31 protein-coding genes are annotated in these 25088 nt (G+C 67.5%); 8 read left to right on the top strand and 23 right to left on the bottom strand.

What is annotated here, in order from left to right; genetic code table 11:
* Positions 1 to 50: 50 nt before the first annotated feature.
* Positions 51 to 836 carry an IclR family transcriptional regulator gene (locus FL625_RS13565; RefSeq protein WP_149589221.1) on the top strand — a complete coding sequence of 262 codons (786 nt, stop codon included), beginning with the start codon at positions 51 to 53 and terminating at the stop codon, positions 834 to 836.
* A 17-nt stretch (positions 837 to 853) separates the two neighbouring features.
* The gene (locus tag FL625_RS13560) at positions 854 to 1906 is read left to right on the top strand and encodes an ABC transporter ATP-binding protein (protein WP_149589220.1); all 1053 of its coding nucleotides are present in this window, start codon (positions 854 to 856) and stop codon (positions 1904 to 1906) included.
* Between the two features lie 34 nt (positions 1907 to 1940).
* On the opposite strand, the gene FL625_RS13555 is transcribed toward FL625_RS13560, so the two are convergent.
* Positions 1941 to 2912 carry a sodium-dependent bicarbonate transport family permease gene (locus tag FL625_RS13555; protein ID WP_149589219.1) on the bottom strand — a complete coding sequence of 324 codons (972 nt, stop codon included), beginning with the start codon at positions 2910 to 2912 and terminating at the stop codon, positions 1941 to 1943.
* Positions 2913 to 3015: 103 nt separating this feature from the next.
* Here FL625_RS13555 and FL625_RS13550 point away from each other — a divergent pair, with 103 nt between their 5' ends.
* Positions 3016 to 3858 (top strand): LysR family transcriptional regulator, encoded by an 843-nt coding sequence (locus FL625_RS13550; RefSeq protein ID WP_149589218.1) that lies wholly within the window; start codon positions 3016 to 3018, stop codon positions 3856 to 3858.
* A 132-nt stretch (positions 3859 to 3990) separates the two neighbouring features.
* Here the strand turns inward: FL625_RS13550 and trxB are convergent, their stop codons facing one another.
* Positions 3991 to 4929: a thioredoxin-disulfide reductase gene (gene trxB / locus FL625_RS13545; protein WP_149589217.1), complete on the bottom strand. Its 939-nt coding sequence runs from the start codon at positions 4927 to 4929 to the stop codon at positions 3991 to 3993.
* Positions 4930 to 5110: 181 nt separating this feature from the next.
* Between trxB and FL625_RS13540 the strand changes: the two genes are divergently transcribed.
* Positions 5111 to 5611: an Lrp/AsnC family transcriptional regulator gene (locus FL625_RS13540; RefSeq protein WP_149589216.1), complete on the top strand. Its 501-nt coding sequence runs from the start codon at positions 5111 to 5113 to the stop codon at positions 5609 to 5611.
* A 3-nt stretch (positions 5612 to 5614) separates the two neighbouring features.
* Here the strand turns inward: FL625_RS13540 and FL625_RS13535 are convergent, their stop codons facing one another.
* From FL625_RS13535 to lgt, 4 genes are all read right to left on the bottom strand, one after another.
* A complete protein-coding gene (locus FL625_RS13535; RefSeq protein WP_149589215.1) occupies positions 5615 to 5809 on the bottom strand; it encodes a hypothetical protein in 195 nt (64 codons plus the stop codon).
* Positions 5810 to 5920: 111 nt separating this feature from the next.
* A complete protein-coding gene (pgeF, locus tag FL625_RS13530) occupies positions 5921 to 6679 on the bottom strand; it encodes a peptidoglycan editing factor PgeF (RefSeq protein ID WP_149589214.1) in 759 nt (252 codons plus the stop codon).
* Positions 6679 to 7731: a class I SAM-dependent methyltransferase gene (locus tag FL625_RS13525; protein ID WP_149589213.1), complete on the bottom strand. Its 1053-nt coding sequence runs from the start codon at positions 7729 to 7731 to the stop codon at positions 6679 to 6681. Before FL625_RS13525 ends, pgeF begins: the two co-directional genes overlap by 1 nt.
* Positions 7728 to 8597 carry a prolipoprotein diacylglyceryl transferase gene (lgt, locus tag FL625_RS13520; RefSeq protein WP_149589285.1) on the bottom strand — a complete coding sequence of 290 codons (870 nt, stop codon included), beginning with the start codon at positions 8595 to 8597 and terminating at the stop codon, positions 7728 to 7730. Before lgt ends, FL625_RS13525 begins: the two co-directional genes overlap by 4 nt.
* A 129-nt stretch (positions 8598 to 8726) precedes the next feature.
* Here lgt and FL625_RS13515 point away from each other — a divergent pair, with 129 nt between their 5' ends.
* Positions 8727 to 8981: an accessory factor UbiK family protein gene (locus FL625_RS13515; RefSeq protein WP_149589212.1), complete on the top strand. Its 255-nt coding sequence runs from the start codon at positions 8727 to 8729 to the stop codon at positions 8979 to 8981.
* A 90-nt stretch (positions 8982 to 9071) separates the two neighbouring features.
* Here the strand turns inward: FL625_RS13515 and FL625_RS13510 are convergent, their stop codons facing one another.
* From FL625_RS13510 to FL625_RS13435, 17 genes are all read right to left on the bottom strand, one after another.
* Positions 9072 to 9830: a TIGR02186 family protein gene (locus FL625_RS13510; protein ID WP_149589211.1), complete on the bottom strand. Its 759-nt coding sequence runs from the start codon at positions 9828 to 9830 to the stop codon at positions 9072 to 9074.
* The gene (locus FL625_RS13505; RefSeq protein ID WP_149589210.1) at positions 9827 to 10747 is read right to left on the bottom strand and encodes a sulfite exporter TauE/SafE family protein; all 921 of its coding nucleotides are present in this window, start codon (positions 10745 to 10747) and stop codon (positions 9827 to 9829) included. The genes FL625_RS13510 and FL625_RS13505 overlap by 4 nt, the downstream gene beginning before the upstream one ends.
* Positions 10748 to 10831: 84 nt before the next feature.
* Positions 10832 to 11635 (bottom strand): purine-nucleoside phosphorylase, encoded by an 804-nt coding sequence (locus tag FL625_RS13500; protein ID WP_149589209.1) that lies wholly within the window; start codon positions 11633 to 11635, stop codon positions 10832 to 10834.
* An 82-nt stretch (positions 11636 to 11717) separates the two neighbouring features.
* Positions 11718 to 12686: an ABC transporter permease gene (locus FL625_RS13495; protein ID WP_149589208.1), complete on the bottom strand. Its 969-nt coding sequence runs from the start codon at positions 12684 to 12686 to the stop codon at positions 11718 to 11720.
* A complete protein-coding gene (locus FL625_RS13490; RefSeq protein WP_149589207.1) occupies positions 12686 to 13786 on the bottom strand; it encodes an ABC transporter permease in 1101 nt (366 codons plus the stop codon). The genes FL625_RS13495 and FL625_RS13490 overlap by 1 nt, the downstream gene beginning before the upstream one ends.
* A 172-nt stretch (positions 13787 to 13958) precedes the next feature.
* Positions 13959 to 15518, bottom strand: coding sequence for an ABC transporter ATP-binding protein (locus FL625_RS13485; protein ID WP_149589206.1), 1560 nt, complete (start codon positions 15516 to 15518; stop codon positions 13959 to 13961).
* A 120-nt stretch (positions 15519 to 15638) separates the two neighbouring features.
* Positions 15639 to 16634: a BMP family lipoprotein gene (locus tag FL625_RS13480; protein WP_149589205.1), complete on the bottom strand. Its 996-nt coding sequence runs from the start codon at positions 16632 to 16634 to the stop codon at positions 15639 to 15641.
* 155 nt (positions 16635 to 16789) lie between these two features.
* A complete protein-coding gene (rimI, locus tag FL625_RS13475) occupies positions 16790 to 17221 on the bottom strand; it encodes a ribosomal protein S18-alanine N-acetyltransferase (RefSeq protein ID WP_149589204.1) in 432 nt (143 codons plus the stop codon).
* Positions 17218 to 17811, bottom strand: coding sequence for a tRNA (adenosine(37)-N6)-threonylcarbamoyltransferase complex dimerization subunit type 1 TsaB (gene tsaB / locus FL625_RS13470; RefSeq protein ID WP_149589284.1), 594 nt, complete (start codon positions 17809 to 17811; stop codon positions 17218 to 17220). The genes rimI and tsaB overlap by 4 nt, the downstream gene beginning before the upstream one ends.
* Before the next feature lie 88 nt (positions 17812 to 17899).
* A complete protein-coding gene (locus FL625_RS13465; protein WP_149589203.1) occupies positions 17900 to 18463 on the bottom strand; it encodes a NifU family protein in 564 nt (187 codons plus the stop codon).
* 76 nt (positions 18464 to 18539) lie between these two features.
* The gene (locus FL625_RS18095; protein ID WP_160147782.1) at positions 18540 to 18698 is read right to left on the bottom strand and encodes a hypothetical protein; all 159 of its coding nucleotides are present in this window, start codon (positions 18696 to 18698) and stop codon (positions 18540 to 18542) included.
* A 120-nt stretch (positions 18699 to 18818) separates the two neighbouring features.
* The gene (locus tag FL625_RS13460) at positions 18819 to 19190 is read right to left on the bottom strand and encodes a diacylglycerol kinase (RefSeq protein WP_149589202.1); all 372 of its coding nucleotides are present in this window, start codon (positions 19188 to 19190) and stop codon (positions 18819 to 18821) included.
* Positions 19187 to 19384 carry a hypothetical protein gene (locus FL625_RS13455; RefSeq protein WP_149589201.1) on the bottom strand — a complete coding sequence of 66 codons (198 nt, stop codon included), beginning with the start codon at positions 19382 to 19384 and terminating at the stop codon, positions 19187 to 19189. Before FL625_RS13455 ends, FL625_RS13460 begins: the two co-directional genes overlap by 4 nt.
* A gap of 33 nt (positions 19385 to 19417) precedes the next feature.
* Entirely contained in the window at positions 19418 to 19873 is a 456-nt protein-coding gene (locus tag FL625_RS13450) for a universal stress protein (protein ID WP_149589200.1), read from the bottom strand.
* Between the two features lie 76 nt (positions 19874 to 19949).
* Entirely contained in the window at positions 19950 to 21260 is a 1311-nt protein-coding gene (locus FL625_RS13445; protein ID WP_149589199.1) for an MATE family efflux transporter, read from the bottom strand.
* Positions 21257 to 21751, bottom strand: a complete 495-nt coding sequence (locus FL625_RS13440; protein WP_149589198.1) for a PaaI family thioesterase — start codon at positions 21749 to 21751, stop codon at positions 21257 to 21259. The genes FL625_RS13445 and FL625_RS13440 overlap by 4 nt, the downstream gene beginning before the upstream one ends.
* Complete coding sequence (locus tag FL625_RS13435) at positions 21748 to 22170, bottom strand: PaaI family thioesterase (protein WP_149589197.1); 423 nt, start codon at positions 22168 to 22170, stop codon at positions 21748 to 21750. The genes FL625_RS13440 and FL625_RS13435 overlap by 4 nt, the downstream gene beginning before the upstream one ends.
* 119 nt (positions 22171 to 22289) lie before the next feature.
* On the opposite strand from FL625_RS13435, the gene FL625_RS13430 reads away from it, so the two are divergent.
* The 3 genes from FL625_RS13430 to FL625_RS13420 all read left to right on the top strand — a co-directional run.
* A complete protein-coding gene (locus FL625_RS13430; protein WP_149589196.1) occupies positions 22290 to 22664 on the top strand; it encodes a MerR family transcriptional regulator in 375 nt (124 codons plus the stop codon).
* Between the two features lie 227 nt (positions 22665 to 22891).
* Entirely contained in the window at positions 22892 to 23287 is a 396-nt protein-coding gene (locus FL625_RS13425) for a hypothetical protein (RefSeq protein ID WP_149589195.1), read from the top strand.
* 72 nt (positions 23288 to 23359) lie between these two features.
* Positions 23360 to 25088 (top strand): M10 family metallopeptidase (locus tag FL625_RS13420; protein WP_160147781.1); only part of this gene is annotated, 1729 nt, incomplete at its 3' end.

Here is a 25088-nt window from a genome sequence, read left to right as displayed (position 1 = left end):
CTATGTGCGCTATCGTCTAGGCTGTCAACAACGACGTTGCGGGAGGGGCGATGGGCGCAGAGGGACATGCCGACGGCACGGTGGGCAAGGCGCTGGATGTCCTGGACATGGTGGCCAGCCACGGCCGCCCCGTGCGCTTTTCCGATCTGCTGTCCCAGTCCGCCTATCCCAAGGCCACGCTCTACCGGCTTCTGCAGACCCTGACGCATCAGGGCATGCTGACGCTCGACCCCGACACCGGCACCTATGCGCTGGGCGTCCGCCTCGTGCGGCTGGCCCATGCGGCCTGGTCGCAATCCTCGCTCGCGCCCATCGCGCGGCCCTATCTTGATGAACTGGCGGCGAAAACCGGCGAGACGATCCATCTCGCCCAGATGGACCTCGGCCAGGTCCTCTATGTCGACAAGCGCAATGCCGCGAAGCCGGTCGAGATGTTCGCCCAGGCCGGAAAGGTCGGCCCCGCCTACTGCACCGGCGTCGGCAAGGCGATGCTCGCCTGGCTGCCGCCCGAGGCGCTGGAGGCGGCGCTTGCCCGCCAGTCCTTCCACCGCTTCACCCCGCAGACGCTGGCCAGCCGCGAGGAATTGCTGAAGGAACTGGAAGCGATTCGCCAACGCGGCCACGCCTGGGACCGGGAAGAGCACGAGGCGGGAATCATCTGCTGCGCAGTGCCGATTCTCTCGCGCGGGGGAAGGGTGATGGGGGCCTTGTCGGTCACCTCGACCACGGCGCGGACGACTCTGGAGGAACTGGGCGCCCAGGCGCCGATGATAAAGGACATCGCGGCGAAGATCGCCGCCGAAGCGGAAAGCTGGCGCTTTCCGGAACAGGTTTAACCGGGGGGAGGAAACCCATGACGGGAGTGACGCTGGAAAAGGTCGTCAAGCGCTTTGGCGATGTGCAGGTGATCCACGGGGTCGACCTGACGGTGGACGACGGAGAGTTCTGCGTCTTCGTCGGCCCCTCGGGCTGCGGGAAATCGACGCTCTTGCGGATGATCGCGGGGCTGGAAGAGACCAGTTCCGGTGCCATCCGCATCGGCGCGAAGGACGTGACCTACATCGACCCCAGCGAGCGCGGGGTGGCGATGGTGTTCCAGACCTACGCGCTTTATCCCCACATGACCGTGGCGGAAAACATGGGCTTCGGGCTGAAGATGACCGGCCATCCCAGGGCCGAGATCGAGCGCAAGGTGGCCGAGGCCGCCCGCATCCTGAAGCTGGAGCCGCTTCTCGAACGCAAGCCCAAGGCCCTGTCGGGCGGCCAGCGCCAGCGCGTCGCCATCGGGCGGGCCATCGTGCGGGGGCCGGAGGTGTTCCTGTTCGACGAACCACTCTCGAACCTCGACGCCGAGTTGCGGGTGGAGATGCGGGTGGAGATCGCAAGGCTGCACCGCGAGATCGGCGCGACGATGATCTATGTGACGCACGACCAGGTCGAGGCGATGACGCTGGCCGACAAGATCGTCGTGCTGCGGTCGGGCCGGATCGAGCAGGTCGGCAAGCCGCTGGACCTCTACAACAACCCCGACAACCGCTTCGTCGCGGGCTTCATCGGCAGTCCGTCGATGAACTTCGTGGCCGGCGTGGCCGGGGCCGGTTCAGTCGCCGCCAGGGGCCTTGCCGGCTCGGTCGCGACCTCGGTTGCGCTGCCGGCTGCGGGGGCAGAGGTGACCGTGGGCCTCCGCCCGCAGCACCTGAAGATCGGCCCCGGCGACACGCACCGGGTGGAACTGACCGAGGCGCTTGGCGGCGTGAGCTACGTCCACCTCACCGCGCCCTCGGGCGAGAAACTGATCGTCGAACGCCACGACCAGGTCAGTCTGGAACCCGGTGCGATGGTCGGAATCAGCTTCGACGCCCGCGATGCCATGCTCTTCGACAAGGAGGGGATGCGGCTGCGCTGACCCGCCGTGTCCCGTGCCGCCGCCGCCCCTTGGGTCAGGCCCAGAACACCGCCATCTGGTAGATGATCGGGATCCCGGCCAGGAGCATGAACGGAAAGGTGATCCCCAGGGATGCCGTCAGGTAGATCCCCGGGTTCGCCTCGGGGAAGGTCGCGCGCACTGCGGCGGGGGCGTCGATGTAACTCGCCGAAGCCGCCACCGCGCCCAGCACGAAGACCGATCCCACCGACAGCCCCGCCGTCGTGGCCAGGCCGGTGACGATGAACCCGTGGACCAGCGGCATCACCAGGCCGAACACCACCATCCGGCCCCCGACATTCGCGAAATCCTTCAGCTGCCGTGCGGCGGTCATCCCCATTTCCAGGATGAACAGCACCAGAACGCCCCGGAACAGGTCGACGAAGAACGGCTCGATCTTGGCGAAGTTCTTCTCGCCGATGGCCGCGCCGATCACCATCCCGCCGCCCAGCAGAAGCAGCCCCCGACCCCGCAGCGTCTCCAGCAGGATCGCCGACAGCGGCGCGCCGCTTGCCCCTTCGGCCCGGGCCAGCGCCAGCCGGCCGTAGAACAGCGCCACCAGGATCCCCAGTTCCATCAGCGCCACCAGCCCGGTGATGAACCCCTCCATCGGGTAGCCCATGCTTTCGCTGTAGCTCCGCGCCACCAGAAAGGTGACCGACGAAACGGATCCGTATAGCGCCGCCACACCCGCCGCGTTGCGGATGTCCAGCCCCAGCCCCAGCCGGGCCACCAGATAGGCAAGGCCGGGCACGCCCAGCACGATCGCCAGCGTGACCAGAACCGCCGGTCCGATCCCTGACAGGTCCGAACTCGCCAGCTCGCGCCCGCCCTGCAGGCCAATGGAGAACAGAAGGAAGATCGCAAAGATGCGGATCACCGGCTCGGGGATCTCCAGGTCCGACCGGATCAGGGTGGCGAGGATCCCCAGCAGGAAGGCCAGGGTGATGGGCGAGATCAGGTTCTCGATCAGAACAGCGGTATCCATGACTGTCTCCAGGGTTTCAGGCGCCAGGTTTCTGCGCTGCGGCTATTGAAAAGAGAAACGGAAAATTCAGATATGACTGATCGGTCTGACAGATTGGATTGCGATGCACGACGTTGATACCCAGCTTCTGCGCACCTTCGTCAGCCTTGCCGAGACGCGCAGTTTCAGCCGCACGGCGGGCCGGGTCGGGCGGTCGCAATCGGCCGTCTCGGGTCAACTGGCCAGGCTGGAGGCGGCGCTGGGCGTCCGGCTCCTTGCCCGCGACACCCGCAATGTCGCGCTGACGCCGGAGGGCGAAAGGCTTCTGCCCGATGCCCGCGCCATGGTGGCGCAGGCCGACGCGATGCTCGCCCGGTTCCGCGCGCCCGACCTTGCCGGTCTGGTGCGCTTCGGCAGCCCCGAGGACTTTGCCAGTTTCTACCTTCCCGAGATCCTGGGCGTCTTTGCCGCCGCCCACCCGGCGGTCGAGCTGCACGTCACCTGCCAGCTGACCCTGCCGCTGATCGCCGAGTTCGAGGCGGGCGAGCAGGACCTGATCGTGGTCAAGCAGGATCCGGGCCGACCCTATCCCGGCTCACGTGCACTGTGGCGGGAACGGCTGGTCTGGGTCTCATCACCCGGCTTCGACGCCGGTCTGCGGCCCGTGCCCCTGGTCCTCAGCCCGGCGCCCTGCGTCTATCGCGCGCGCGCCACGGGGGCGCTGGAGGCAGCGGGTCTGGCCTGGCTCGGCGTCTACACCTCGCCCTCCTTCGCGGGGGCCGTCGCGGCGGTCCGGGCGGGCCTCGGTGCGACGGTGATGCCCCAGGCGATGGTGCCTCCGGGCCTGGTGGTGCAGGACGGCTTCCCCCCTCTGGCCGAGGCCGAGATCGCGCTCCTGACCCGTCCTCGCGCGCCCGCGGCCGTGCAGGCGCTGGCGTCCTTCGTGGCGGAAAAGGTCCGGCGCTAGCCGCGCGATGCGCTCGTCCCCTGCGAGGAGAAGCCGCAGGCGCACGACGTGCCGAGTGTCAGGAGATCCTGAATACCCGCGGCCAATCCCTAGATTTCCACGGGGCCGAAAACCTGTCCAGGCAGGTCTGGCTCAATGCCCCGCCAGGAACTTCTCGGCATCCAGGGCCGCCATGCAGCCCATCCCGGCGCTGGTCACCGCCTGCCGATAGACGTGGTCCGTCAGGTCCCCCGCCGCGAAGACCCCCGGGATCGCGGTCCGGGTCGAGCCGGGTTCGACCACCACATAGCCCCCCGAATGCAAGGGCAACTGATCCTTCACCAGCTCCGACGCCGGCGCGTGCCCGATCGCCACGAAGAACCCGTCGCAGGGGATCACCCCCTCCGACCCCGTCTTCACGTTCCGCACCCGCACGCCCGTCACGCTCAGGGGTGCCTCGGTGCCCAGGATCTCGACCACCTCGGTATCCCAGACCACCTCGATCTTCGGGTTCCTGAACAGGCGCTCCTGCATGATCTTCTCGGCCCGGAAACTGTCGCGGCGGTGGATCACGGTCACCTTCGACGCGAAGTTGGTCAGGAACAGCGCCTCCTCGACGGCGGTATTGCCGCCCCCGATCACCACGACCTGCTTGCCGCGATAGAAGAACCCGTCGCAGGTCGCGCAGGCCGACACGCCGAAACCCTTGAACTTCTCCTCGCTCGGCAGTCCCAGCCACTTCGCCTGCGCCCCCGTGGCGAGGATCACCGCATCCGCCGTGTAGATTGTCCCGCTGTCCGCTGTCGCCACGAAGGGCCGCTTCGACAGGTCGAGCGACGTGATGTAGTCCGCGATCACCTCAGCTCCCATCGCCTTTGCGTGCTCTTCCATCCGCATCATCAGGTCCGGCCCCTGCACCGAGTGATCCCCGGGCCAGTTCTCGACCTCGGTCGTGATGGTCAGCTGCCCGCCGGGTTGCAGGCCCTGGATCAGGATCGGCTCCAGCATGGCGCGGGCCGAATAGACCGCGGCGGTGTATCCGGCCGGGCCCGAGCCGATGATCAGAACCTTGGTGTGCCGCGTCTCGCCCATGCTGTCCCCCGGAAATCAGGATCCCCATATCAGTATCCCGATATATCCATCAGCAGTCCGCGCCGAAAGCCCCCGCATGGCCGCCTTGCCGAGGATGCATGCATCGCAATCTTGCGCAATGTTGAAATAATATTGCGCAACCGATGCCCGGCGCGTAAGTAAGTCATGGAACGGAGGCACCATGGTCGCGCACAAGCTGGATCCCATCGACCGTCAGATCCTGGCGGAACTTCAGGCGGACGGCCGGATGACGAACGTGGAGCTTGCCAGCCGCGTCGGCATTTCCGCGCCGCCCTGCCTGCGCCGCGTCCGCGGGCTGGAAGAGCAGGGCTACATCCGAGGCTATCACGCCGACATCAATGCGCGGGAACTGGGTTTCGAGGTGCAGGTCTTTGCCATGGTGCGCCTGAACTCGCAGGCCGAGGCCGACCTCGCCGCCTTCGAGGCGCGGTGCCGGGCATGGCCGCTGGTCCGCGAATGTCACATGCTGAACGGCGAGATCGACTTCATCCTGAAATGCGTCTCGCCGGATCTGTCCACCTTCCAGAGCTTCCTGACCGAAGAGCTGCTGCGCGCGGATCATGTGGCCAACGTCAAGACCAGCCTGGTGATCCGCTGCGCCAAGGACGAACCCGGCCTGCCCTTCGATGTCCTCGAGGCGCGGCTGGCCAGGAACGCCTGACGGCTAGCGCGCGGCGTCGCTGACCTGCCGGGTTGCCGACTTCAGCCGCATCGCGAAACCCTTCTGCCCCGACGTCACGGTCCGGCCCGAAGTCTGGCGCACCTTGGCGCGCGCCACCACACGGCTGTCGGTCCCGTCGCCGACCGTTTCCAGGATCGACAGGATCCAGCGGCGTTTGGTCTTCATCTGGATGATCATCTCTTGTCCCGGCGAAATTCAACCCTTGCGGGCAGGCTGACCCGAGATTGCGGCAGGGTTTGGGAAGAACCTTGCAGCAATCAGAGCATTTTCATGCCCCTTTTCGCCGTATCATAGCCGTATTGTCGAGATCAGCCGCCCGTAATCCGCCTCACCCGAATGGGTCGTGCGACGGAAGGAGTAGAAACGCTCGGGGTCGCGGTAGGTGCAATGGCCGGTCCATTCCGCATGGCCGACCCCGGCTTCGCGCAGCCGGTAAAGGCCATAGCCCGGCAGGTCGAACAAAAGCCGGTCGCCCGGGCCGTTGGCGAAGAACCGAGTGCTGTCCTCGTCCTCGGCGCGGAAGCGGTCGAAGAATTCCGGGCCGACCTCGTAGGCCGCCTGGCTGATTGTCGGGCCGATGACGGCGTTGATCCGCGACCGGCGGGCGCCGAGGGCCTCCATCGCCTCGATCGTCGCTTCCAGCACGCCATCGACCGACCCGCGCCAGCCGGCATGGGCGGCGCCGATCACCCGCGCCTCGGGGTCCTCGAACAGCACCGGCTGGCAGTCGGCCGTCAGCACCGCCAGAAGGACGCCCGGCGTGGCCGTGACCATGGCATCAGCCTCGGGGCGGATCGACAACGGGCCGGTCACGGGCAGGGCGCGGGCGGAATGGACCTGGTGCACGGTGACCAGCGCCTCCGGGCCAAGGCCCATCGCCTCGGCCACCCGGGCGCGGTTGATCGCGACGATCTCGGTCTGGTCCGAGGAGCCGGTGCCGCAATTCAGCCCGGCGAAGATGCCCGAGGACGCCCCGCCCTTGCGCGTGAAGAAGCCATGGCGGGCTGCCAGCGCGTCCGAGGTGATGATTTCCAGGGTCGAGGGCATCAGGCGAATCCGGGGGGCGGCGGGGCACCGGCCGAGGTGACGGCCAGCACCTTGAACAACGAACCCATTTCCGCCGGATCGGTCAAGCGGCGATGTGCGGCACGGTGGCTGTCAAGCCGCGCCCCCGTCAGCCCCTGCGCCAGGCGGTCCGCCCTTGCATCGATGCCCAGCCGGCGCAGCACCGCGCCTTGCGTGTCGTATGCCCAGGCCGGGGCCAGCGCGGCCAGGGGCTCGAAATCGACATGGGCGGTCAGGTCCGCCTCTCCCGGATGGGCCAGGGGATCGTCGAAGGCATGGTGGCGCAGCGCCTGGAGCGTGTCGCCCTGCGACCTCCAGCCGCCGTAGTCGATCCAGCAGGCCAGCCCGCCGTGGCGTGCGATGCGGCGCGCGACCTCGGCCACGGCCAGCCGGGCGGGAAGGTTGTCCTCGACCAGCGCACCTTCTGCGGCGTGGCGGAAGGCGGGGGTGTCGGGCACCTCCGGCAGGGGCGCGGACAGGCCGAAGGCCAGCGCCCCGTCGATGAGGCCCACCAGCCGCTCGCGCCATCCCTCGGGGCTGCGGAGGAACTGCCGGATGGGCAGCGCGTCGAGGAATTCGTTGCCGATCAGGAACAGCGGGCCTTCGGGCAGATCCTCGATCCGATCCACCCACTGCGGGCGGTGGTCGGCCAGCCGCTCGGCCTGCAGGGCGCGCAGCCGGGGCGAGGCCTCGACCAGCACCAGGCGCAGGGCGGCGTGAAAGCCGGGCACGCCGCGCGTCGCGCGCAGCACATCGGCCATCAGCGTGCCCCGGCCGGGGCCGGGCTCGGCCAGGATGAAGGGGTCGGGCGCCCCACGGTCCACCCAGGCCTGCGCCAGGGCAAGGCCGAAGAGTTCGCCGAACATCTGGCTGATCTCGGGTGCGGTGGTGAAGTCGCCCGCCGCGCCGAAGGGCTCGCGCGTGGTGTAATAGCCATGCACCGGATGCAGCAGGCATTCGGCCATGTAGTCGGCGATGCTGATCGGCCCGGTCTCTCGGATGCGCTCGGCGATCAGGCGGGCAAGCGGGGTCATGACCTGCGGGCGCGCAAGGCGAACCAGAGGCCCACGGCGATCATCGGCAGCGACAGAAGCTGGCCCATGGTCAGGCCCCAGCCGCCGAACTGGATGGCCCAGCCGATCGGATTGCCCTCGCTGACGAACTGCGCATCGGGCTGGCGCACGAACTCTACCACAAAGCGCGCCAGACCGTAGCCGGTCAGGAACACCCCCATCACCAGACCCGGCCGCTTCAGCCCACCCGCACGGAAGGCCAGCCAGAACAGGACCAGCGCCAGCAGCAGCCCCTCCAGCCCCGCCTGGTACAGCTGGCTCGGGTGGCGGGCGCAGAGGCCCTCGACCTCCGGGCAATATTGCGCCGCATCGCCGGGGAAGATCACACCCCAGGGCAGGCTGGTCGGACGCCCCCAGAGTTCGGCATTCACGAAGTTGGCCAGCCTGCCCAGCATCAGCCCGACCGGAGTCGCCAGCGCCATCAGATCGCCCAGCGAAAGAAGCGGGATCTTCTCGCGCCTGCCGAACCACAGGGCTGCGACGACGACGCCAAGGAAGCCGCCGTGGAAGGACATGCCGCCCTCCCAGACCTTCACGATCTGCAACGGATCGGCCAGATAGGTCGGCAGGTCGTAGAACAGCACATAGCCCAGCCGCCCGCCCAGGATCACGCCCAGGATGATCCAGGTGAGCAGGCGCTCGACCTGTTCGGCGGTCATCGGGGCGGCTTCTGACCAGAGCCCCGGATTGCGGATGGCGCGCAGCACGATCCACCATCCGAACAGGATGCCCGCGATATAGGCCAGCGCATACCAGCGCAGGGCCAGGGTGATGCCGAAGATCTCGATCTCGAACAGGTTGGGAGATATGTCGGGGAAGGGGATCATGAGGCCCTCGTCTGTGCCGGTCCGCTTGTCGCGGGCGGGGCGCGGGATGTCAACCGCGCGCCCCGTGTGCTGTGGCTTGCCCTGCCGGACGGGCGGGGCCATATAGGGCGAAAGCAGAGGAGACGGCCCATGCAGACCCGCAACAAGTTCCTCGACGACATGAGCCAGCTCATGACCAACGCGATGGGCGTGGCCCAGGGTGCCAAGACCGAGGCCGAGACGGCGTTCAAGAGCTGGATCGACCGCTGGATGGCCGACCGCGACTTCGTGACGCGCGAAGAGTTCGACGCCGCCCGCGCCATGGCGCAGAAGGCGCGCGAGGAGAACGCGGCGCTGGAGGCGCGTATCGCGGCGCTCGAGGCGGCACTGGCCAGGAAGAAATGACCCGGCTGACTGCTCGTCGGTGACTTCGTCCCTCCTCGCCCGCGACGAGCCGACGAAATCGGACGAGGAGCCGGGCGGGGATCCGCGCGGTCAGGGCCGCAGCAGCCGGAAGGCGGCCGAGGCGCCCCAGCCGGCAACGGCAGCCAGGACCAACGACAGGAAACCGTAGATCAGCGGCCGTTCCTGCGCCAGGTTGTACAGGAACCGCTCCAGCCCTTCCTTCCGCACCCCGATCACCCGATCCTGCGTGGCGATCACCCGCTTGTCGCGCAAGAGGAACAACCGGACCTTGTATTCCCCCTCCGTCAGGTTCGACGGCAGGATGATGTCGGTGCGGAACAGCGTGTCCTCGGTCAGCTCCACCTTGCCTTCCAGCAGTCGGTAGCGTCCTTCTCTGGTCCGCACACGCATCAGCGCCTTGACGAACTCTCCCGACCCGTCTGCCTCGGCCGCTATGCCGATGGCGCGGATCACCCGATCGACCGAGATGCCGTAGCGCAGGTTGTCCGTGTCCGAGAGAATGTGCCGCAGGGGGCCGGTGGTGGCCACCGCGTAGAAGCTCGGCGCGCTGTCGATTCTGACCGAGGCGGTGTTGACCCAGATCCCGGCAACGCGCCCCTTGCGACGCACGTCCACAGCGGTCGAGGGGCCTTCGACCGTGACGATGACCTCCAGCGGCGCGCCTTCCGGCGGCGGAGCATCGCGCTTGACCGCGCCGTAGATCAGGATCTCGGACCCGTCGAAATCGGCGGTGATCGAGACGCGGTTCTGGCTCAGCCCGGCGACGATCACCTCCTGCGCCGCCGCGGGCAGCGCCAGCGCCAGACACAGGGCCAGCGCGCGGATCACGGCAGCACCCCGGCGACCGAATACAGCTCGGACGGCGTCAGCAGCAGATCGAAGGCGATGCGGATCGACACCGCCAGCACCAGCAGCGACAAGAGGATCCGGAGTTGTTCGGCCTTCAGCCGCACGCCGACCTGCGTGCCGATCTGCGCCCCGACCACGCCGCCGAGGATCAGGAGAAGCGCCAGCATGATGTCCACCGTCTGGCTGGTGACGGCATGCATGACGGTGGTGAAGGCGGTGACGAAGATGATCTGGAACAGCGAGGTGCCGATCACGACCTTCGTCGGCATGCCCAGAAGATAGATCATCGCCGGCACAAGGATGAATCCGCCGCCCACGCCCATGACGGCCGAAAGGATCCCCACCGCCACCCCGATCAGGAGCGGCGGGATCACGCTGATGTAAAGCCCCGAGGCGCGGAACTTGATCTTGAAGGGCAGGCCATGCGCCCAGGAATGGACATGCGCTCGGCGCACGGTCGTCCCGCCGCTCTTGCGGTTGCGCAAGAGGCTGCGCAGGCTTTCCTGGAACATCATCGCACCGATGAGGCCCAGGAAGATGACATAGGACAGCTGGACGAAGAGGTCGATCTGTCCTTGCCGCGTCATCCAGGCGAAGATCCAGACCCCGATGGCCGAGCCGATGACGCCTCCGATCAGGAGGACGGTGCCCATGGTGAAATCGACGCCCTTGCGCCTCAGCTGCGCAAGGACGCCCGAGATCGACGAGGCGACCACCTGGTTCGCCCCGGTGGCCACAGCCACCGCAGGGGGGACGCCGATGAAGAAGAGAAGCGGCGTGATGAGGAAGCCCCCGCCCACCCCGAACATGCCCGACAGGAAGCCCACGATCCCGCCCAGACCCAGGATGAGGAAGGCGTTGACCGAAACCTCGGCGATCGGGAGGTAAAGCTGCATCAAGAGCGGCCCATTCGGGGGCAAAGCGGCGGAATGTTCAAAGGGTTGCGCGGCTTTGCGGGGGATGTCAAACGCCCTGACGTCTCAATTCCGTGAGCGCAGGAATTCCCTCAGGATCCGTTCCAGTTTTGCCGCACCCAGGGGCGCCATGGCCTTGGTGTGCTCGTGGCTGATCTTCTCGTCCGACAGGCCCGCCGCCATGTTCGTGACCGTCGATATGGCGGCCACCCTGAGGCCGAGGAACCGCGCCAGGATCACCTCGGGCACGGTGGACATCCCTACCGCATCGCCGCCGAGCAGTCTCAGCATGCGGATCTCGGCCGGGGTCTCGAAGGACGGGCCCGAATACCAGCAGTAGATGCCCTCTGGCAGGTCGATCCCCTGCGCTGCGGCCGCCGCGCGCAATGCGGCGCGCAGGGCCGGGTCATGCGCATCGGTCATCGGCACGAAGCGGGCATCGGTCTTTTCCCCGATCAGCGGGTTCATGCCGGAATGGTTGATGTGGTCCGACAGCAGCATGACGCTGCCGGGCGGCATGTCCTGGCGCAGGGAGCCGGCAGCATTGGTCAGGATCAGGCTTTCTGCCCCGAGCGCCTGCAACACCTGAAGCGGCAAGAGCATCGCCCGGGGATTTCCGTTTTCGTAATAGTGTTCTCGCGCCCCGAAGACGGCGACGCGCACGCCCTCCAGCGTGCCGACATGCAGGTTCGGGTTGTGCCCCGAGACCCCGACATGCGGAAAGCCCGGCAGGTCGGCATAGGGAATCGCCACGCCCTCGACGGCATGGGCAAGATGGCCCAGACCCGAGCCGAGGATCAGGCCGAGCGCGACCGGAGCGTCGCCGGCGCGGGAACGGATCAGGCGGGCAAGGGTCTCGGCGTCGGACAAGGGGCGTTCCTTCTGGTTGGCGGCGGAGCGGGGGTTTCACACCCCCGCACCCCCGTGGAGTATTTGGCAAGGGGCAAGCGGATCAGCGTTCCTTGACATAGGGCTCGCCGCCCGCGCGGGGCGGAATCGCCTTGCCGACGAAACCTGCCAGGACGAAGACGGTCAGCACATAGGGCAGCGCCTCGATGAAGGACACCGGGATCTTCACCTGCACGATGCCCTCGACGATGTCCGGCCGCGTGGCCAGCGCCTGGAAGAAGCCGAACAGAAGGCAGGCCCACATCGCCTGGATCGGGCGCCACTTGGCGAAGATCAGCGCGGCAAGGGCGATGTAGCCGCGCCCCGCCGTCATCTCTTTCCCAAAACCTGCCTGCAGGGCGGTCGCCATGTAGGCACCCGCCAGGCCGCACAGGACGCCCGTGACCATGACGGCCGAGAACCGCAGCGCTGGGACGCTGACGCCCGCAGTATCGACCGCCGCCGGGTTCTCGCCCACCGCGCGCAGCCGCAGGCCATAGCGGGTACGGTACAGGACCCACCAGGTCAGGGCGACAATGGCGAAGGCGGCATAGACCAGGATCGAATGGCCCGAGATGACCTCGTGGTAGAAGGGGCCGATCACGGGGACGCCCTTCAGCGTCTCGGACAGGGGCAGATCGATCGGGTTGAAGCGCGCCGCGCCCTCGAGCGGCGGCGTGCGGCCGCCCTGGCCGAACAGGTATTGCGCGACCAGGACGGTCATCCCCGAGGCCAGGAAGTTCAGCGCCACCCCCGCGATCAGCTGGTTGCCGCGGAAGGTGATCGAGGTCACGCCGTGGATCAGAGCAAAGACCAGCGACCCGGCGATCCCCGCAAGCGCGCCGACCCAGGCCGACCCGGTGTAGAAGGCCACCGCGCCGGCACACATGGCGGCCACCAGCATCTTGCCTTCCAGCCCGATGTCGAAGACGCCCGAACGTTCCGAATAGAGGCCCGCGAGACAGGCCAGCAGCAGGGGGGTGGCCAGGCGCAGGGTCGAGTCGAGCAGTTGCAGAAGCGTTGCGTAATCCATCACGCGGCCTCCAGTTTCCGGGTGCGGAAGAGGGCGAAGATGCGGGTCAGAAGCATCCGCACCATCATGTCGAGTGCCCCGGTGAACAGGATCACCAGACCCTGCACGACGGTCCGCAGCTCGATCGGGATCTTGGTCCAGAGCCCCAGCTCGGCCCCGCCCTGGAACAGGAAGCCGAACAAGAGCGCAGCCAGCACCACGCCGACCGGATGGTTGCGCCCCATCAGCGCAACCGCGATGCCGATGAACCCCGCGCCGGAGGCCGAGTTGCCCAGAAGCCGCTCCGCTTCGCCCATGACGTTGTTGATCGCCATCAGGCCGGCAAGCCCGCCTGAGATCAGCATGGTGATCATGATGATCCGCGTCGGGTTGATCCCGGCATAGCGGGCGGCGGGTTCCGACTTGCCGAAGGCGCGGATCTGGTAGCCGAGCCGCGTGCGCCACAGCAGAAGCCAGACCACCACCGCCATCGCCAGCGCGATGAAGAAGGTGACGTTTGCCGGCACTCCGCTGGTGAAGACCAGGTTCAGGCCGGGGATCTCGTTGAAGCTGGGCAGGTGGGTTTCCGGCGGGAAGTTCGCCGTGGCCGGGTCCATCTTGCCCGGCGGGCGCAGCACGTCGACCAGCATGAAGATCATCAGGCTGGCGGCGATGTAGTTGAACATGATCGTGGTTATGACGATGTGGCTGCCGCGTTTCGCCTGGAGGTAGGCAGGGATCGCCGCCCAGGCCGCGCCGAACAGCGCCGCACCCAGCGAGGCCCCGAGAAGGGCCAGCGTCCAGTGCGGCCAGGGCAGGAACAGGCAGACCAGCGCCACGCCCAGGCCGCCGAGCTGCGCCTGTCCCTCGCCGCCGATGTTGAACAGGCCCGCGTGGAAGGCCACCGTAACCGCAAGCCCGGTGAACATGAAGCTGGTGGCGTAGTAGAGCGTATAGCCCCAGCCGTAGGCGTTCATCACCGACCCCTGTACCATCACCTTGATCGCCTCCCAGGGGTCCTGCCCGATGGCGATGATGACCAGGGCCGAGATCAAGGCGGCCAGCGTCAGAGAGACGAAGGGGACAAGGGCGACATCGGCCCAGCGTGGCAAGCGGTCCATCAGGCGGCCCTCCGTTTTCCTGCGGGGAAAGCCCCCCCATCCCAGCCCTTCCCCACTGCGGGGGGAGGGAGGCGCCCGGTCGATCCGTCGGGCACCACGAACGCCATTGCGGGCATCGCGCCTCCCCTCCCCCTTCGTGGGGAGGGGATGGGGGTGGGGGGCAGGTCAATCCTCATGCCGCTTCCCCCTTTCCCGTCACCCCGGCCATCAAAAGGCCAAGCTCGCGCTCGTCGGTCTTTTCGGGGTCGCGGAAGCCCATGATGCGGCCGTCGAACATGACGGCGATGCGGTCCGAAAGGCTCATGATCTCGTCAAGCTCCACGCTGACCAGAAGGATCGCCGCTCCGGCGTCGCGCAGCGCGATGATCTGCTTGTGGATGAACTCGATCGCGCCGATGTCCACGCCGCGCGTGGGCTGGCCGATCAGCAGCAGCGCGGGGTTCTGTTCCATCTCGCGCGCCACCACGATCTTCTGCTGGTTGCCGCCCGAGAAGGACTTGGCAGCCAGGGTCGGGATCGGCGGACGCACGTCGAACTTCGCCATCTTCCTTTCGGTATCGGCGCGGATCGCGTCATTGTCCATGAACAGGGCGTTCTTCTGGTATCTGGGATCGTTGAAATAGCCGAAGGCCACGTTCTCCCAGGCGGTGAAGTCCAGGATCAGCCCATGGTGATGCCGGTCCTCCGGCACATGGGCTATCCCGGATCTGCGGCGGCTTTGCCCATCGGACCCGGCGCCGGACAGGGGCAGGGGGGCCCCCTTCAGCGTGGCCGTGCCGGTCGCGGCCTGCATCCCGCCCAGGGCTGCCAGAAGCTCGGACTGGCCATTGCCGGCCACGCCCGCGATCCCCAGGATCTCGCCTGCCCGGATCTCGAAGCTGATGCCTTTCAGGCGTTCCACCTTGTGTTCGTCGCGCACCCGCAGGTCCTCGACCTTCAGCACCACCTCACCCGGCCTGGCCGTGCCCTTGTCGACCTCCAGCAGCACCTTGCGCCCCACCATCAGCTCAGCCAGCTGCTCGGGCGATGTCTCGGCAGTCTTGACCGTGGCCACCATCGTCCCGCGCCGCATGACGCTCACGTTGTCCGTGGCCTCCATGATCTCGCGCAGCTTGTGGGTGATCAGGATCACCGTCTTGCCCTGCTCCTTGAGCCCCTTCAGGATGCGGAACAGGTGGTCGGCCTCGTCCGGCGTCAGGACGCCCGTGGGTTCGTCCAGGATCAGGATGTCGGCCTGGCGGTAGAGCGCCTTCAGGATCTCCACCCGCTGCTGGTGCCCCACCGACAGGTCCTCGATCAGGGCATCGGGATCGACCTCCAGGTCATAGTCGCGGGCGAGGCGTTCCAGTTCCTTCCGCGCCTTGGTCAGCGAGGTGTTCAGCATCTGGCCTTCCTCGGCGCCGAGGATGATATTCTCCAGCACCGTGAAGTTCTGCACCAGCTTGAAGTGCTGGAAGACCATGCCGATGCCGGCGCGGATGGCGCTCTGGCTGTCGGGGATCGGGGTAAGCTGGCCGTTGACGAAGATCTGGCCCGCATCGGCCTTGTAGAAGCCGTAGAGGATCGACATCAGCGTGGACTTGCCTGCGCCGTTCTCGCCGATGATGCCATGGATCGTGCCCTTCGGCACGGCGATGTTGATGTCCTTGTTCGCCTGGACCGGACCGAAGGCCTTGGAGATGCCCTTCAGCTCGATGGCATAGGCTGCTTCGGCCCCGCTCTGGTTGGCCATGTCTTCCCCCTGTTTCCGCCGGGTGCCCGCCGCTTGTCTGCGCGACTTTCGCGGCATCCCTTTGCAAATGTGCCGCGCCAAGGGCTTGGCGCGGCACCTGTCAGATCGACCCGGGCCGGATCAGAACGTCGCAGCCGGGCAGGTGTTGTCCGACATGTAGTCGTGTACGACGATCTCGCCCGACTTGATCTTCGCCGCGGCCTCATCGACCTTGGCCTGCATCTCGGGCGTCACCAGCGAGGCGTTGTTCTCGTCCATCGCGTAGCCCACGCCATCGTTGGCCAGACCCATGACGTTGATGCCGGGGGTCAGGTTCTCGCCTTCCTTGAAGGCCTCGTAGACGGCGTTGTCCACGCGCTTCAGCATCGAGGTCAGCACCTTGCCGGGGTGCAGGTAGTTCTGGTTCGAGTCGACGCCGATCGAGAGGATGCCCTCGTCGGCCGCCGCCTGCAGGACACCCACGCCGGTGCCGCCCGCCGCCGCGTAGATCACGTCGGCGCCCTGAGCCTTCTGGCCCTTGGCCAGCTCCGCGCCCTTCACCGGGTCGTTCCAGGCGGCCGGAGTGGTGCCCGTCATGTTGATGACAACCTTTGCGTCCGGGTTCACAGCCTTGACGCCCTGGGCATAGCCGCAACCGAACTTGCGGATCAGCGGGATGTCCATGCCGCCGATGAAGCCGACCGTGCCGGTCTTCGAGGCCAGCGCAGCCATCATGCCGACCAGGTAGGAGCCTTCGTGTTCGTTGAACACGACCGATTTCACGTTCGGCTGTTCAACCACCATGTCCACGATGGCGAACTTGGTGTTCGGAAAGTCTGGCGCGACCTTGTTCAGCACGTCGCCGAAGGCAAAGCCGGTCATCACAACCGGGTTCGCCCCGGATTCGGCCAGACGGCGCAGCGCCTGCTCGCGCTGGGCCTCGTCCTGCATCTCCAGTTCCTTGTAGGTGCCACCGGTTTCCTTCGCCCAACGCTCCGCCCCGTTGAACGCGGCCTCGTTGAAGGACTTGTCGAACTTGCCGCCCAGGTCGAAGATGATCGCCGGTTCGGCCGTGGCGACGCCCGCCATCAGGGCGACTGCGCAGCTGGCCCCGGCAAGGGATTTCATAAGGCTCATGGGTGTTCTCCCGGTTGATACAACACTCGCCCGCCCAGTCCGCCGGAAGCACCGGTCGCGGGCGGGGTCCGGCATGATTAGCGACAAAGCCCCGATGGGGGTCAAGCCAGATTCGCGTGAGACCGGCAAAAACCTGACCCTTTGGTCAGGAACGGCTAGGGACCCGGCACGGGGCCCAGATCGCGGGCCATGACCAGCGCGTCGATCCGCTGCCCCCCGTCGGTCCGGTAGTAGCCCTTCCGCGTGCCTGCCGGATGGAACCCGGACGATTCGTAGAGCGCGATCGCCGCTGCGTTGTCCGCGGCCACCTCCAGCAGGGCCCGCCCGGCCCCGCGCAGCCGCGCCTGATACAGGAACCGCGCCACCAGCCTGCGCCCCAGACCAAGGCGCCGGGCCTCCGGCGCGACGGCAAGCGTCAGAAGCTCGGCCTCGTCCGCGACCGCGCGACCAAGGAGAAAGCCCGCGTCGCCCTCGACCAGCAGGAAGCAGAGCGGATCGGCCAGCAATCCGGCGAAATCGGCCGCCGTCCAGGGCGGAGGGGTGCGGAAACTGCGGGCGTGCAGCGCGGCCAGCGTCTCGGGCGTCACGGGAGGATCACCGGCGGCGGGTCCGAGGGCGGCGCCGCGTCGGCCCCGCGCAGGTAGAACGGTGCGGGACGGGGCTGCGGCGTTCCGGCCCGGACGGCACCGATCCGTGCAACGGCCTCGATCAGAGGCATCGCCGGGGGCAGCGCCTTCGGACCGGCCGCCGAGCCGGTGGCCGCGCAGGCGGGGACCACGCGGTCGGCCAGATGCGCGGGGCCCGGACCTGCGGGCAGGAAAAGCTGGACATAGACCTGATCGCGCCGCGCGTCCTCGACGACGACCAGCGGGCGCGGCAAGCCATGTGCCAGCGCCTCCAGCCGGGTCACGCCCACCGCCGGGATGCCAAGGCCAAGCGACATCCCCCGGGCGGCGGCCACCGCGATGCGGACCCCGGTGAAATTGCCCGGCCCGGTGCCGACCGCCAGTGCCTTGAGGTCGGACCAGTCGATGCCGCCTTCGGCAAGCACCTCCTCCAGCAGCGGGATCAGCCGTTCGGCCTGGCCGGTGGCCATCTGCTCTTCGCGCAGGATGAGCCGGTCCGAGAGCAGCAGCGCCGCCGCGCAATGCGGACCCGAGGTATCGAAGGCCAGCAGGGGAAGCTTCTCGTGCGGCTGCGCCTTCTCGTCGCCGCCCGCCCCGCGATGAGCGACCGAAGGGGAGCGAGGAGCCGTCACGAGGGGATCAGGCCGCGACGGGCCGGACTTCCAGCACTTCCGGGATATAGTGCCGCAGCAGGTTCTCGATACCCATCTTCAGCGTGAGCGTCGAGGAGGGGCAGCCCGCGCAGGCGCCCTGCATGTGCAGGTAGACCACGCCCCGGTCGAAGCCGTGGAAGGTGATGTCGCCGCCATCCTGCGCCACCGCCGGGCGGACGCGGGTGTCCAGCAATTCCTTGATCTGCCGCACCACGTCGCCATCCTCGCCCGTGTGCTCGGCATGGCCGCCGCCGGTGGCGCCCTCGCCCTCGATCGCCGGCTGGCCCGACTGGTAATGCTCCATGATCGCGCCCAGTATCTGCGGCTTGATATGGGCCCAGTCCACATCGTCGGCCTTGGTCACGGTCACGAAATCGGTGCCGAAGAATACGCCCGTCACACCGCCCGCCGCGAAGATCCGCCGCGCAAGCGGCGACTTTGCGGCCGCCTCGACGCTTGGGAAATCGGCCGTGCCGATCTCCAGAACTGTCTGCCCGGGCAGGAACTTCAACGTCGCGGGGTTCGGCGTGGATTCGGTCTGGATGAACATTGTTCCGGTCTCCGACTGTTCCTGTCGGATATGCGCCTTGCCGCCCCGAAGGTCAAGTCTGGAACCGTTCTAAGGTTCAGGCCCGGTCGGAACCCCAGTAGGCATACATCTGCTCGACGGCGGTCAGCGAACGCAGCCGGACAACCCGATCCGCAGCGCGGTCGGTCTGGTAGTATGGCGCTGCCACTTCGGGAAAGGGCGGGGCGCTGCGGCTTGGGAACAGAACGACGGACATTGCATGAGCCTTTCGATCAGAGGCTCCTCCCTTGGCGCACAATCTAGTCCCGAAGCCCGGCCGAACCAATGTGCGCTTCCGCATGGCGGCCATGCGCCTGCGTCAGGCAAGGGGCTCTGCCTAGAAGACCAGCACAATGCCCGCATAAAGCACGGTCGCCCCGATCGTGCAGGCCACTGCCAGCGAGCCCAGGTCCTTCGCGTCCTTCGCCCACTCGGACCAGCCGGGCGAGAGGTGATCGACCAGCACCTCGATCGCCGTGTTCAGCGCCTCGACCGCGACCAGCGCCAGCCCCAGCGCCAGCAGTCCCGCGATCTCGGCCGGCGAAGCCCCGGCGACCAGGAAGATGACCAGGAGCCCGGCGATGAACAGCACCTCCTGCCGGAAGGCGCTTTCCCGGGCCAGCCGCCGCAAGCCTCCCAGCGAATAGCCGGCAGCGGCCAGGAAATGTGCGATCCCGGTCCTGCGCGGGGGCTTGTCCGGCGCAGTCATTCGCTGTCCCTGACCTGGCAGCGGGTGCCGGAAACGTCCAGCACCGGCTTCCGGGCCGCAGTCGTCAGATCCAGCATTCCGGGCGCCCTCGAAAAGATGTCGTCATGGCTGACCGGCCCTTCGACAGTGGCCGTCCGTCCGGTCGGTTTGCCTGTCAGACTGGCATCAAACCGCCCGGACATCCAGATCGGCATCGGCTCCGGGTCCTGCGCGAGGGCCGACGCGCGTCAGGTAATGCTCTCCAGCCTTTCCTTCGACATGTCGCCCGGAACGATCGTGATCGGCACCGGCAGGTTGCCGGAATTGCGCGACATGGCGGTGACCAGCGGCCCCGGCCCCGCCTTGTCGGTGCCCGCGCCCAGGACCAGGACGCCGATCTCCGGGTCTTCCTTGACCAGGGCGAGGATCTCGTTCACCGGGTCGCCCTCGCGGATCACAAGCTCCGGGTTCACCCCCTGCTTGTCGCGCATCCATTTGGCGAAGACCTCGAAATGCGCCTCGATCCGCTCGCGCGCCTCGGCCCGCATCAGGTCGGCCACGCCCATCCAGGTCTGGAACTCTTCCGGCGGCACGACCGACAGGATCGTGACTCCGCCCCCGGTATGGGCCGCCCGCAGCGCGGCGAACCGCATGGCATTCAGACACTCGCGACTGTCGTCCAGCACGACGAGGAATTTCCGCATGATGCTCCCCTTTGGCGGGCGATCATGGCAGGCGGGCCGGGGGGAAGGCAAGCCTCAAGCGGGCTGACGCGGCGGCTCAGGCCCGCGCGGGCAGGGCCAGGACCTTGGGATACAGCCGCCCCATCGCCAGCGTCCGCGCCCCGTTCATCACCATCAGCGCGGCCCAGAGCCCGTGATTCCCCGCCCATGGCACAAGCACGGCCAGCGCCAGCACATAGACGGCGACCGAAACCAGCATCGCCCGCAGCATGTCCCCGGTCAGCAGCGCGCCGATGAAGATCCCGTCGTAGATCCAGGCCGCGACCCCGATCAGCGGCGCTGCGACCAGCCAGGGCAGATAGGACCGCGCGGCCTCGCGCACCTCGGGCGAGGTGGTCATCAGGTCGATGATGACCGGCCCGGCCAGGGCAAAGACCACGGCCAGCGCCGCCGCGCCGCCGAACCCCCATTGCATCGTGATCCGCCCCGCCGCGCGGGTGTCGGCCACCGACCGCGCCCCCACCGCCTGCCCGACCAGCGCCTCGGCGGCGAAGGCGAAGCCGTCCAGCGCGAAGGCGGTGATCTCCAGGAACTGCATCAGCACCTGGTTCGCGGCCAGCGTCACGTCGCCGAACCGCGCGCCCAGAAAGACGAAGGTGGTGAAGGCCAGCTGCAACAGCACCGTCCGCGCCATGATGTCCCGGCTGGCCGAGAACATGCGCCGGATCGCCACCCGGTCGCCCAGCCGCGCCAGCGCCGCGCGGACGGCGGACCCGAAGGCGTCGCGCGCCAGCCACAGCGCCAGGGCAAGCCCCGTCCACTCCGCGATCAGCGTGGCCAGCGCCACCCCCTCGACCCCCCAGCCGAGGCCCAGGACGAACCACAGGTCCAGCACGATGTTCAGCCCGTTCTGCCATAGCTGCAACACCAGGACTGCCCGCGTCCGCTCCAGTCCGACCAGCCAGCCGGTCAGCGCATAAAGCGCGATGGTCGCCGGCGCCCCCCAGATGCGGATGGCCAGATAGTCGCGCGCCAGCCCCTCGACCGTCTCCGAGGCCGGCGCCAGCCAGAAGGCCCCCGCGAACAGCGCCACCTGCGCCAGGACCAGCGCCAGCCCTGCCCCCACACCCACGATCAGCGCGCGCAACAGGACCGCCGACCGCTCGCCCATGTCCCCCGCGCCCTGCGCCTGTGCCGCCAGGCCAGAGGTGGACATGCGCAGGAAGCCGAAGGCCCAGTAAAGCGTCGCCAGGATCACCGCGCCGATGCCCACGGCGCCAAGGCTCGCCGGGTCGCCCAGCTGGCCGATCACCGCCGTATCGACCGCGCCCAGGAGGGGGACGGTGGCATTGGACAGGACGATCGGCCCGGCGATCCGCAGCACGCGGCCGTGGGTGATGTCGCTCATTTCGGCGCGGCCGGCGGCATCAGGAAATGGCCCGTCGCCTGCGCGAACAGCCGCGAGCGGTTATCCTGCCAGGCCTCGACATGGACAGAGGCATAGCGCCGCCCCGACCGGTTCACCCGCGCCCGCGCATAGGCGTCGCGCGGCAGGCCCGAGCGCAGGTAATCCACCGTGAAATCGATGGTCTTGGGCAACCGCAGCGGCCCCTCGGGCAGGGCGCCGTCCGCCTCGACCCCTTCCCACAGCGTGCTCCAGGACAGCTCGATCATCGCCGCGATCTCCAGGAAGGCCGCCGTCGCGCCTCCGTGCAGCGCCGGCAGGCGCGGGTTGCCGATCAGGCTGTCCTTGAAGGGCAGGACGGCGGTCAGCTCGTCGCCGCGCCGGTCGAACTGGACGCCCAGGAAGCGGATGTAGGGCACCCCCTCGACCAGCGAGCGCAGCAACGCCTCCCGCCGCTGCTTGACGACGTGGACCGGCTCGGGCGGCGGCCTCATCCCTTGCGCTCCACCGTGAAGGCGCCGGTCGCCATGGCCACCGGGCGGCTTTCGTCGTCATCCGTCGCCACCGCGCGGACGAAGGCGACGGACCGGGTGACATGGTGGCATTCGGCCCTGGTGCGGATGGTCTGGCCCGGCGTTGCGGGACGCATGTAGTCGATGCGCAGGTCCAGCGTGGCGGTCGAGATGCCGGCCTGCGGATGGCTCATCACCGCCGCGCCGCAGGCCGTGTCCATCAGGGCCGAAACGGCGCCGCCATGGATCACGCCGGTCTCCGGATCGCCCACCAACGCCGGATCGTAGGGCATCGCGATCGTCGCCTGCCCCGCGCCGATCGCCTCGAGCTGCATCCCCAGCGCATGACTGTGCGGCAGGGCGCTGATGAAATTGCGGGCGGTGGCGCTGGTGTCGGTCATGGGGTCCTCGGCACGCATCAAACCGCCGCGACCGGGCGAAGGCAACCCCCGGAAAGCGCGGCGAAACCGTTGCGCAGGCCGGGGCGGGGCCTTACGCTTTGCAACCGGGAGGATTGCGCATGGCCGAGACCCGCCTCAGTTTCAAGGAGATGTGCGCCCGGTTCGACGTGACCCCGCGCACGTTGCGCTACTACGAATACATCGAGCTTCTGGCCCCAGAGCGCGAGGGCCGCGCCCGCTTCTACGGCCCGCGCGAGATCGCCCGTATGAAGCTGATCCTGCGCGGCCGCCGCTTCGGCTTTTCGCTGGAAGAGATCCGCCAGTGGCTCCTTATCTACGGCAAGAAGGGCGAGAGGCCGCAGCTGGAGGCCTGGCTTCAGCTTGCGGACCGGCAGCTCGCCGCGCTGGAACGCCAGCGGCAGGACCTCGACGCAGCGATAGCCGACCTGCAAGCCCTGCGCGAAACCGCCGTGCACGAGATGGAGCGGCTCTGAGGGCGGGCAGGGTCCGGGCAGCCGGCGCAGCAGGTCAAGATTCGCGCCGCAAGGCATGATGGCACGGACCTGCCTGCGCCACGAGAGCGGCCGGATCGTGTGCATTGCCAGATGCCCACAATTTGCCGTAAATCTGTCGAACAAACGAAACGGTTCGCATGCATCGCTGAGCCTTCGAGGGTGGTTGAGGTATCGGCATGTGGCGCGTAGCGTGTCAGTCGGGCCGGATGCTGACGGTTCTGGGGGTGCTGGTCTTGTCCGCAGTGTCGGCCGGTGGTGAAGCGATCGCGCAGCATTCGCTGCGGTTTGCCTGTCTGTCCTCGGCTCGGGTCGATCCCGATCGGCTTGCGGAAATCTGCACGGATTTTCTTGACGTTCTCGGCGCAGAGCCCGGCTATCGGGTCCTGGGCTCGCAGAACTCCGGTCTGACCGAGGGGCCCGGCCTCGAGATCGACGTGATCCGCGCGACCGCGACCCAGCTCGAACTGGTGCCGACCTGGATCGACGCAAAAGGCCAGCGGACCGTCATGCCGTCTACCGGCTTCGTGATTATGGATACTGCGATGACCGAAGCCATGCGCACAAACCTGTTCCGCAAGATACTTGCCAGCGCGCCACGCTAACCATTAGCCGAAGGATGAAGTTCAATGTGCCTGCTTTGCGCCACCCGTGACCCGAACGATTCCCTTGCCGGCTTGGACCAGCACGTTGATGCCGCGGCCGGTCCGATCGTCTCGGCCCCCTTCACCTGGGACCAGATCGCCGCACAGCTGACCAACGGATACTGGGGCGGCACGTCCTACCGGTTCCAGCTGAACCCCGCGCGGTCGCTGACCTACAACGTCACCGGCCTCTCTGCGGCCGAACAGGCCATCGCGGTGGCCGCGCTCGAAGCCTGGTCCGAGGTCACGGGCATCACCTTCATCGCCAGCACCTCCGGCAACGCGAACCTGATCTTCGACAACAACGATCCGAACGGCGCCTATGCCAGCTTCAGCACGACCAATGGCTGGATCACCCAGTCGACGATCAACATCCCGGCCGATTGGGCAGAGCTGAACCTCAACAGCTACATGCTGCAGACCTACATGCACGAGATCGGGCATGCCCTGGGTCTCGGCCACGCCGGCAACTACAACGGCAATGCGGTCTTTGGCGTCGACAACCTCTACGACAATGACAGCTGGCTGGCGACGGTCATGTCGTATTTCAGCCAGATCGACAACACGCTGGTTCCGGGCAGCTTTGCCTGGATTGCGACCCTGATGCCCGCGGACATCATCGCGATCCAGAACCTCTACGGCTTCTCGGGCGCCACGAACGGCGGCAATTCGACCTACGGCTACAACTCGAACATCGGCGGCTACCTGCAGAACCTGCTGAACCAGTGGACCGGGCTGATCCCGGCCACGTCGAATGTCTATGTCGGCCAGCCCATCGCCTTCACCATCTACGATTCGAACGGCATTGACACGATCGACTTCTCGAACTTCAGCGTGAACCAGGAAATCTCGCTGATCGCGCTGACCTACTCCGACATTGGCGGCCTGGTGGACAACATGACCATCGCCCGTGGCGTGGTCATCGAGAACGCTTTCGGCGGGGCCGGCAACGACACCCTGATCGGCAACGAGGTCGCCAACTTCATGCGTGGCAACGCCGGCGCCGACATGCTGACGGGGAATCAGGGCAACGACACGCTTGAAGGCGGCTCCAGCGACGACACGCTCTATGGCGGCGAAGGGGACGACTACCTCGAAGGCGGAGCGGGAACCGACGCCATGTTCGGCGGGGTCGGCAACGACACCTACGTCATCTCCAGCATGCTCGAGGCCCCGACCGAAGCGGCCGGCGAGGGCACCGACACGATCGAGAGCTACCTGACGACCTTCACGCTGGGCGCGAACTTCGAGATCCTGCTGATGAAGTCCAGCTTTTCGTCGAACGGCACGGGCAACGCGCTGGACAACACCCTGGCCGCGGGGGCGGGAAACGACACGCTGTCGGGGCTGGCGGGGCTGGACTGGCTCTATGGCGACGCCGGCAACGACAGCCTTGACGGCGGGGACGACACCGATGCGCTCTGGGGCGGGACCGGGAACGACATCCTTTACGGCGGCAACGGCGGCGACAACCTTGAGGGCGAGACCGGGAACGACCGCCTTTACGGCGGTTCCGGGGTGGACTGGCTGTTCGGTGGCGACGACGAGGACCGGCTGGAGGGCGGGACCGAGACCGACGCGCTGTTCGGCGGCTTCGGCAACGATTCGCTCTATGGCGACAATGGCGGCGACAACCTCGACGGCGGCTACGGCAACGACCTGCTCGAAGGCGGCGAGGGGGTGGACTGGCTCTATGGCTCGTTCGGCGAGGATTCGCTCTATGGCGGGACCGAGACCGACGCGCTGTTCGGGCAGGAGGGTC

This window comes from Tabrizicola flagellatus (genome assembly GCF_008271465.1).
In the GTDB taxonomy this organism is placed as follows: Bacteria; Pseudomonadota; Alphaproteobacteria; order Rhodobacterales; family Rhodobacteraceae; genus Tabrizicola; species Tabrizicola flagellata.
This window is presented reverse-complemented; position numbering and strand designations above follow the sequence as displayed.